At 69.7% G+C, this 9,084-nt stretch carries 9 protein-coding genes; 2 read left to right on the forward strand and 7 right to left on the reverse strand.

The window, feature by feature from the left end; translation table 11 throughout:
- The 7 genes from AC31A1_RS40125 to AC31A1_RS40155 all read right to left on the reverse strand — a co-directional run.
- Window positions 1-499, reverse strand: a 499-nt coding sequence (locus AC31A1_RS40125; protein WP_489658020.1) for a TerD family protein, incomplete at its 3' end; no start/stop codon positions are given.
- Window positions 500-592: 93 nt separating this feature from the next.
- Window positions 593-1,582 carry a zinc-dependent alcohol dehydrogenase family protein gene (locus AC31A1_RS40130; RefSeq protein WP_489658021.1) on the reverse strand — a complete coding sequence of 330 codons (990 nt, stop codon included), beginning with the start codon at window positions 1,580-1,582 and terminating at the stop codon, window positions 593-595.
- Window positions 1,579-2,427, reverse strand: a complete 849-nt coding sequence (locus AC31A1_RS40135; protein WP_393752923.1) for a carbohydrate ABC transporter permease — start codon at window positions 2,425-2,427, stop codon at window positions 1,579-1,581. The genes AC31A1_RS40130 and AC31A1_RS40135 overlap by 4 nt, the downstream gene beginning before the upstream one ends.
- Window positions 2,424-3,362, reverse strand: coding sequence for a carbohydrate ABC transporter permease (locus AC31A1_RS40140; RefSeq protein ID WP_489658022.1), 939 nt, complete (start codon window positions 3,360-3,362; stop codon window positions 2,424-2,426). Before AC31A1_RS40140 ends, AC31A1_RS40135 begins: the two co-directional genes overlap by 4 nt.
- Window positions 3,359-4,729: an ABC transporter substrate-binding protein gene (locus tag AC31A1_RS40145; RefSeq protein ID WP_489658023.1), complete on the reverse strand. Its 1,371-nt coding sequence runs from the start codon at window positions 4,727-4,729 to the stop codon at window positions 3,359-3,361. The genes AC31A1_RS40140 and AC31A1_RS40145 overlap by 4 nt, the downstream gene beginning before the upstream one ends.
- Window positions 4,730-4,834: 105 nt before the next feature.
- Window positions 4,835-5,605, reverse strand: coding sequence for a DeoR/GlpR family DNA-binding transcription regulator (locus AC31A1_RS40150; RefSeq protein ID WP_318015573.1), 771 nt, complete (start codon window positions 5,603-5,605; stop codon window positions 4,835-4,837).
- Between the two features lie 311 nt (window positions 5,606-5,916).
- On the reverse strand, window positions 5,917-6,726 hold the full coding sequence (locus AC31A1_RS40155) for an NAD-dependent epimerase/dehydratase family protein (RefSeq protein ID WP_489658024.1): 810 nt from the start codon (window positions 6,724-6,726) through the stop codon (window positions 5,917-5,919).
- 241 nt (window positions 6,727-6,967) lie between these two features.
- Here AC31A1_RS40155 and AC31A1_RS40160 point away from each other — a divergent pair, with 241 nt between their 5' ends.
- Both AC31A1_RS40160 and AC31A1_RS40165 read left to right on the forward strand, forming a co-directional pair.
- On the forward strand, window positions 6,968-7,954 hold the full coding sequence (locus AC31A1_RS40160; RefSeq protein ID WP_489658025.1) for a 5-dehydro-4-deoxyglucarate dehydratase: 987 nt from the start codon (window positions 6,968-6,970) through the stop codon (window positions 7,952-7,954).
- Window positions 7,951-9,084 (forward strand): hypothetical protein (locus AC31A1_RS40165; protein ID WP_489658026.1); only part of this gene is annotated, 1,134 nt, incomplete at its 3' end. The genes AC31A1_RS40160 and AC31A1_RS40165, both read left to right, overlap by 4 nt.

Below are 9,084 nucleotides of genomic sequence, written 5' to 3' on the forward strand. Positions count from 1 at the left end.
CCTCCACCGAGACGCCGAAGTCGGTGGCGATGCCCGCCAGGCCGTTCGCATAGCCCTGGCCTACCGCGCGGGCCTTCCAGACGCCGTTGCGCAAGTAGATCTCGACGACCACGAGTGCTGTCTCGGCGCCGAGCTGCGGGGGTGTGAAGGTGCCCAGGACGCTGTTGTCGTCCGCGTTGCGGATCGTGGCCGTGGGTTCGATGCCCTGGAAGCTCTGGCCGGCCGCGTCCGGGCTGGCGGTGACGACGATCTTCTCGATGCCCGGCGGGACGGAGCCGGTGTCGACGGTGATCGCGTCGGGTGCCGTACCGCCGCCGGAGCGGTAGGTCACGCCGGGGCCCGTCGGCTGGTTGTAGAAGATGAAGTCGTCGTCGGAGCGCACCTTGCCGTCGCCCGTGAGCAGCAGGCCCGATACGTCGAGCCGCACCGGGGCGGCGACGTCCACCGTCACGCGCGCGGCGGAGAGAGGGATGTTCGAGCCGGGGGTCATAGCTGTCATGACTCGTGAACGACCGAGACCATTTTGCCGTTCCCTTACCAAGCGACCAATTGGCCAACTCTTGGAACCACCGGCTCGAATCCCGTCGATTCCCTAGGGAATCACCACGATCTTCCGGCCCACCCCCGCCGCGAACTGCTCCAGCGCCTGCGGGTACCGCTCCAGCTCGATCCGGTCGCTGATGAAGATCTCCGGGTCGAGGACGCCGTTCGCGAACAGCTCCGCCGCCCGCTCGAAGCTGTGCAGCACCGCCATGGAGCCGGTGATGGTGATCTCCTGGTTGTAGATGCGGTACGGGTCGATCGACACCCGGGTCGCGTAGTCGGCCACCCCGAACTGCAGGAACGTGCCCGCCTTCGCCACCCGGCCCAGGCCGTCCTGGATCGCCGCCGCGTTGCCGGTCGCGTCGACGACGAGGTCCCAGCCCTGCGGCCGGTCCAGCTCGTCCGCGTTCGCCGCCGACCCGGAGACACCGAGCGTGCGAGCCGTCTCCAGGCGGGCCGGGTTCAGGTCCACGATGTCGACGCTCGCCGCGCCGGTGCGCTTGGCCAGCTCCAGCATCATCAGGCCCATGGTCCCGGAGCCGTAGATCAGGACGTGCGCGCCGAGGCGGGACTTGAGGACGTCGTAGCCGCGTACCGCGCAGGACAGCGGCTCTACGAGGGCCGCGTCCTGGGTGCGGACGTGCTCGGGCAGCTTCACGCAGTTCGCCACGGGGGCGACGGCGTACTGGGCCGCGCCGCCCGCCGTGGTGACGCCGATCGCGGCCCAGCGTTCGCAGAGGTTGTTGTGGCCGTTGCGGCACTGCCGGCACTCGTAGCAGTACAGCGAGGGGTCTACGGCGACCTGGTCGCCGACCGAGACCTCGGTGACCTGGGTGCCGACCGCGACGATCTCGCCGGCGAACTCGTGGCCCGGCACGATCGGCAGCTTGGGCGCGAACTCGCCCTGGAGGATGTGCAGATCGGTGCCGCACAGCCCGCAGGCGGCGACCTCGACGACGACCTCGCGGGGGCCCGGCGTCGGGTCGGGGACCTCGGTGACGACGGCGCGGCCCACGGACTCGATGACGGCGGCCTTCATTTCACGGCTCCCAAGGAGAGGCCCTGGACCAGCTTGTCCTGGGCGGCGAACCCCGCGGCGAGCACCGGCAGGGAGATGACGAGCGACGCGGCGCACACCTTCGCCAGGAACAGGCCCTGGCTGGTGATGAAGCCGGTCAGGAAGACAGGCGCGGTCTCCGCGACCACGCCCGTGAGGACCCGGGCGAACAGCAGCTCGTTCCAGCTGAAGATGAAGCAGATGAGAGCTGTCGCGGCAATACCCGGGAGGGAGATCGGGGCGACCACGCGCGCGAGGATGGTCGGCAGCCGGGCGCCGTCGATCTGCGCCGCCTCGATGACGGCGACCGGGACCTCGGCGAGGAAGGACTGCATCATCCACACCGCGATCGGCAGGTTCATCGAGGTGTAGAGGATGACCAGGAGCCAGATGTTGTCCAGCATCCCGGCGTTCTTCGCGAACAGGTAGATCGGCAGCAGGCCCGCCACCACGGGGAGCATCTTCGTGGACAGGAAGAAGAACAGGACGTTGGTCCACTTCTTCACCGGGCGGATCGACAGCGCGTAGGCCGCGGGGAACGCCAGCAGCAGCACGAAGAGCGTCGAAGCGAGCGACGCCACCAGCGAGTTGACGAGCGCCGGCCAGGGGCTCGCGCCGCCTCCGGTGCCGAAGAAGTCCCGGTAGCCGTCCAGGGTGAGGGCGGCCCCGAAGGACGGCGGGTTGGTCGCCGCGTCTGCCTCCGAATGGAAGGACGTCAGCGCCATCCAGGCGATGGGCAGGAAGAACACGATGCCGAGCACCCAGGCCACCAGGCCGAGGCCGGCGCCTTTGCGGCGGGCACGCGCGCGTACGGCGATGCTGCTCATGCGCGGGACGCCTCCTCACGGAACAGGGACGACACGACCCGCAGGGCGAAGGTCGCGATGATGATCGAGCCGATGACGACCAGGACGCCGGCCGCCGAGGCGAGGCCGTTCTCGTGCGCCTGGTAGAAGCTCTGGTAGACGGTGTAGGGCAGGTTGGCGGTGCCCAGGCCGCCGGACGTGATGGTGAAGACCGCGTCGAAGTTCTGGACGATGTAGATCGAGCCCAGCAGGGCGCCGAGTTCGAGATAGCGGCGCAGGTGCGGGAGCGTCAGATAGCGGAACACCTGCCAGTCGCTGGCGCCGTCCACCTTCGCGGCCTCGATCTGCTGGTGGTCGCGGCTCTGCAGCCCGGCCAGCAGGATCAGCATCATGAACGGCGTCCACTGCCACACCAGCGATGCCTCTACGGCGAGCAGCGGGGTGTTGGAGATCCAGTCCGGCTGCGGTCCGCCCACATAGTGCAACAGACCGTTGAGCAGGCCGTATTCAGGGTTGTAGAGCACGTGCTTCCAGAGCAGGGCCGCGGCCACCGGCACCACCAGGAACGGGGCGATCAGCAGGGTGCGGACGAAGCCCCGGCCGCGGAACTTCCGGTCCAGGAGCAGCGCGAGCAGCAGGCCGAAGACCAGGCTGGCCAGCACCACCGCCACGGTGAGCAGGATCGTCGTCCACACCGAGTGGCGCAGGTCGGCGTCGGTCAGGACCTGGTGGTAGTTGTCGAGACCGGTGAAGTGCCGGGCCTTCGGATAGAGCGCGTTCCAGTCGAAGAACGAGATCACCAGCGTGGCCACGAACGGGAGTTGGGTCACGACGATCATGAAGACCAGGGCGGGGAGCAGCGGGGCGCGGGTGGCCCAGGCGCGCAGTCGGTCCGAGGGCTGGCGCGCGGTGCGTGTCGGAGTGGTGGCCAGAGGGGCCGTTGTCGTGGCGGTCATCGTCCCTCGTACTCCTTGGAGATCTGCTCGGCGAGTTTCTGGGACTTCTTCAGGGCCGAGTCGACGGACTGCCGTCCGGCGATGGCCGAACTGATCTCCTGGGAGACCTTCGTACCGAGGTCGGTGAACTCGGGGATGTCGACGAACTGGATGCCGGGCGCGGGCCGCGGCTGCACGCCGGGGTCGTTGGGCTTGGCACCCTCGATGGCCGCCTTCGTCATCTCCTGGAAGGCGGCGGCCTCCTTGACGTAGTCCGGGTTCGTGTACGTCGAGGCGCGCTTGCCGGCCGGCACGTTGGACCAGCCGTCCTTCTCGCCCACCAGTTGCTCGTACTGCTTGCTGGACGCCCAGGACACGAACTGCCAGGCCTTGTCGGAGTTGTGGGACGCCTTCTGGATGCCCCAGGCCCACGTGTACAGCCAGCCGGAGGAGTCCGTCTTCTCGACCGGCGCGGGGACGTAGCCGATCTTGCCCTTCACCGGGGAGCCCTTGGCCTCCAGCGAGCCCGCCGCCGACGTGGCGTCGTACCACATGGCGACCTTGCTCTGGGTGATGTTGTTGAGGCACTCGGCGAAGCCGGACTGGGCCGCGCCGGACTCGCCGTGCTTGCGGACGAGGTCGACATAGAACTTCGTCGCCTGCTCGAACGCGGGGGAGTCGAGTTGCGCCTTCCAGTTCTTGTCGAACCAGGTGCCGCCGAACGTGTTCACGACGGTGGTCAGCGGCGCCATCAGCTCGCCCCAGCCGGGCAGCCCGCGCAGACAGATCCCCTTCATGCCCGGCTTCGCGCCGTCGACCTTGGCGGCTATGTCGGCCACCTGGGTCCAGGTCGGGTGCGCGGGCATGGTGAGGTTCTTCTCGGCGAGCACGTCCTTGCGGTACATCAGGAAGGACGACTCGCCGTAGAACGGCTGCCCGTAGAGCTTGCCGTCGTCGGCGGTCAGGGACTCCCGCATCGGCTTCAGGATGTCCTGCTCGTCGTAGGCCGGGTCCTTCGCGACGTACGAGTCCATCTCGTGCAGCCAGCCGTTGCGGGCGTAGATCGGGATCTCGTAGTTGGACAGGGTCGCGACGTCGTACTGGCCGGCCTGGTTGGCGAAGTCCTGGCTGATCTTGTCGCGGACGTCGTTCTCGGGCAGCACCGTGAAGTTGACCTTGATGCCGGTCTCCTTCGTGAAGTTCGGTGCCAGCTTCTGGAGTTCGGTCATCTGGGGGTTGTTGACCATCAGGACGTTGATCGAGTTGCCGCCTGATCCGGCGCCGCCCGCTCCGACCCAGCAGCCGGAGAGCAGCGGGGCGAGCAGCGTCCCTACGGCGGCCAGGGCGAGCGTGGCTCGCGGGGGCCGTCGTCGGCTCTGGGTTCGCATGGATCGCTCCTGCAGATATGGGGAGAAATAGGGTGCGCACGGGAACGGCACACCCCTGGTGGGTGAGTTGGGTTTTCAAACGGTGTGTCAGACGCTCATGACGTTCTAGACGCGGATGACCTGTGGCCCCAGCAACGAGTAGCGGTGGGCTTCGGCCGACGGGAGCAGCGTGCTCGTGACGATCGTCTCCAGGGCGCCGATCTCGGCGAACCTGCAGAAGCTGACCGCCCCGAACTTGGTGTGGACGCCCGCGAACACGGTGCGCCGGGAGGCGCGGATGGCCTGTGCCTTGACCTCGCTGACGGCGGGGTCGGGCGTGGTCAGGCCGTGTTCGCGGGAGATGCCGTTGGCGCCGATGAAGGCGAGGTCGAGGACGAAGCCGGCGAGCATCTTCGTCGTCCAGTGGTCCACGGTGGCGAGGGTGCCGTGCCGGACCCGGCCGCCGAGCAGCAGCACCGAGGTGTTCTCCGACTCGGCGAGCACGCCCGCCACGGGCAGGGACGCGGTGACCACGGTCAGCGGCCGGTCCCTGGGCAGCGCCTCGGCGATGAGCTGGGGGGTGAAGCCCTCGTCGACGAAGACGGTCTCGGCGTCCCCGAGCAGCTCGGCCGCGGCGAGGGCGATCCGGCGCTTCTCCGGGACATGGCTGGTGGCGCGGAAGGCGAGCGTCGTCTCGAAACCGGCGCTCTCCACGGGGTAGGCGCCGCCATGGGTCCTGCGGACCAGCCCGTGGTCCTCCAGGGCGCGCAGATCGCGCCGTACGGTCTCCTTGGCCACGCCCAGCTCGGCGGCGAGCGCGGTGACGTCGACCGAGCCGGTGCGGCGCGCGGCCCGCACGATCTCCCGCTGACGTTCCTCCGCCGAACTCGTGCTCATGGCCGACACCGCCTTCCCGCTCACCTGGAGTACTGCCCGTTCGGGCCCGGTGGGACCCTTGGGGGAAGTTCTACAGCGGGTGCGCGGCACTGACCAGGCCTGTTGCACGCCCGATGCTGCCCGTGTGTGACCGTTTACCGGGCGCTGTGCCCGTCGCGGACCTGCGCGGCTGTGCGCCGGGGCGTGAGATCGGGCAGCGTCCGTGCCCGAACATGCCTGCGGGCGGGCCCGTTCGGTGCCCGCCCGCTGTCCTGGAGTCCCTTTTCCCGTCGGTACGACCGGATGTACGGCCCGTGTCAGTGCCGTCCGTGTCAGTACGGCCAGATCGGCGGGTCGTTCACGAAGTGGCCGCCGACATAGGCGTGCGCCTCGACGTCCGGCTGGAGCTCGCCCTGTTCGGCGATGATCTTCTCGGCGTACGGCTCGGAGTCGTCCCGCGGCTCGTAACCGAGCGCCCGCGCGGTCGACAGGTCCCACCACAGGCGGGTGTTCGCGGAGGAGCCGTAGACGACGGTGTGCTGGACGTCCTCGGCGGTGAGGGCCGCGTGGAAGAGGCGGGCGCCGTCGGCGGGGCTCATCCAGACGGACAGCATGCGCACGCTGCTGGGCTCCGCGAAGCAGGAGCCGATGCGCACGGAGACGGTCTCCAGGCCGTGCTTGTCCCAGTAGAGCTGCGCCAGGTCCTCGCCGAAGGACTTCGACAGGCCGTAGAAGGTGTCGGGGCGGTGCGGGGTGTCGATGGGGATGAGCGGGTCTCCGGCCTGCGGCCTCGGTGTGTAGCCCACCGCGTGGTTGGAGGAGGCGAAGACGATACGGGGGACGCCCTCCTCGCGGGCGGCCTCGTAGAGGTTGTACGTGCCCTCGATGTTCGACTTCAGGACCTTGTCGAAGGAGGCTTCCAGGGAGATGCCCGCGAGATGGATGATCGCGTCGACGCCCCGCACGGCCTCGCGGAGCGCCGCGCGGTCGGAGAGGTCGGCGGTGATCGCGTCCGGCTCGCCCTCGACCGGGCGCAGATCCAGCAGCCGCAGCTCGTAGCCGTAGGAGGGGAGCAGGTCCCGCATCAGGGTGCCGAGCCCGCCTGCGGCGCCGGTGAGCAGAACGGTGCGGGGAGCGGGCATCCTCGGTCTCCTTGGGGTCGGCAGTGGATGGTTGACCTCATCCGTGAATGGCATTCACATGCATGGACACGCTAGGGATCGTCCGCCATGCCCGTCAAGTGTGGCGTGGACCTGGGAAATCCGCTTCCTTCTTGCTCATTTGCCTGCTTGACCCACCCTGAGGCAGATCCTTAGGGTGGGGCTGTTCAGAAATGTAGACGTTGATCAGAAGAACGCACGCGCCTGTTTCAAGGGAGAGCCCGTGACGCCAGCCCCTCTCGCCGACCGGCTCAGTATCCCCAGCGGGCCGCTGTTCTTCCCCGTCACCGCGTACGGCCCCGACGGCTCCGTCGATCTCGACGTCTACCGCGCGCACGTCCGCCGCGGCGTCGAGGCCGGGGCCGCCGCCGTGTTCGCGTGCTGCGGCACCGGGGAGTTCCACGCGCTGCTGCCGGAGGAGTTCGAGGCATGCGTGCGGGCCGCCGTGGAGGCGACCGGGGGGCGGGTGCCGGTGGTCGCGGGCGCGGGCTACGGCACCGCGCTCGCCGTACGGTACGCACGGCTCGCGGAGGCCGCCGGCGCGGACGGGCTGCTCGCGATGCCGCCGTACCTGGTGGTCGCCGGGCAGGAGGGGCTGCTGCGGCACTACCGGGAGGTGGCCGCGGCGACCTCGTTGCCCGTCATCGTCTACCAGCGCGACAACGCGGTGTTCACCCCGGCCACGGTGGTCGAACTCGCCCGCACCGACGGCATCATCGGCTTCAAGGACGGGCTCGGCGACCTCGACCTGATGCAGCGGATCGTGAGCACCGTACGCGCCGAAGTCCCCGGCGACTTCCTGTACTTCAACGGACTGCCGACCGCCGAACAGACCCAGCTCGCCTACCGGGGCATCGGCATCACCCTCTACTCCTCCGCCGTGTTCTGCTTCGTCCCCGAGATCGCGCTCGCCTTCCACCGCGCGCTGGCGACCGGCGACGACACCACGGCCAACCGCCTCCTGGACGGCTTCTACCTGCCGTTCGTCGAACTGCGCGCCCAGGGACGCGGTTACGCCGTCTCGCTCGTCAAGGCGGGTGTGCGGATGCGGGGGTCGGACGTCGGCGAGGTCCGCCCGCCGCTGACCGAACCGACCGAGGACCACGTCAAGCAGCTCGCCCAACTCATCGAACGCGGCTACACGTTGATCGAGTCACAGGTGGAGTCGGCGATGGTGCCGGAGATGTCGGAGATGGAGGAGGGCGCGTGAAGGCATCGGCATTCGTCTACCCCTGGGACGTCAACGGCGACCCGGCGGCGGGCGCCAGGATCGCCGAACTCGGCGTCCAGCAGGCGACCCTGGCCTCCGCGTACCACTCCACGCGCGCGTTGACCCCCCGCCACCCGCGCCACCGCATCGTCACCGCCGAGCATGCGGCCGTCCTCTACCCACCGGACAGCCGTTGGCAGGGGCGGGAGTTGAGGCCGTACCCGGCCGGTGACTGGGCGCCGGGCGACGCCTACGGCGAGGCCGCTGCGGCTCTCGCGGACGCGGGCCTGGAGGTCCACACCTGGGTCGTGCTGGCCCACAACTCCCGCCTGGGCGCGGACCATCCGGACACCTCCGTCGTCAACGCCTACGGCGACCGCTACCCCTGGGCGCCCTGCATCGCGCAGCCCGCCACGCGCGCGTACCTCGTCGACCTCGCCGCCGAGGCTGCCGTACGCCCTGGCGCGCGCGGCACCGAACTGGAGTCCCTCGGCTGGTACGGCCTCACCCACCTGCACGCCCACGACAAGACCGCCGGCATCGGCCTCGGGGACGCCAGCCAGTACCTGATGGCTCTGTGCTTCTGCCCGACCTGCCAGGAGGGCTACGGCGAACAGGGCCTCGACGCCGAGGAGTTGGCGGCGGCCGTACGCACCGCGCTGGAACCGGTGTGGCAGGGCGCGCCCTCCGACGGCGGCTGGGCGGGGGTCGAGAAACTCCTCGGCGACACGAACGCGACGGCCACACGCGCGTGGCGCGACGACCGGGCCCGCACCCTCCAGGAGGCGGTGGTCGCCGCGGTCCGGGCGGCCGCACCCGCCGACTTCCAGGTACTCCTCCACGCGGACCCCGTGTCCTACCACTGCGGCGCCAACGCGGGCGTGGACCCCGGCCACATCCTGTCCGTGGCCGACGGCGTCATCGTCCCCTGCACGGGCGGCGCGGGCCTCCTGACCCCGTTCGCCGAACAGGCCGTGGACGGGGCCGTGTTGGCCGCCAACTTCACGGTGGTCTCCGGGATGGGCGGCCGGCCGGGAGCGCTTGCGGCCGACGCCGAACGGGCACGGGGGCTCGGGGCGACTGAACTGCGGCTGTATCACGCGGGGTTGGCGTCGGACGGGGACTTGGCG

It is taken from the genome of Streptomyces sp. P5F9, from assembly GCF_057961495.1.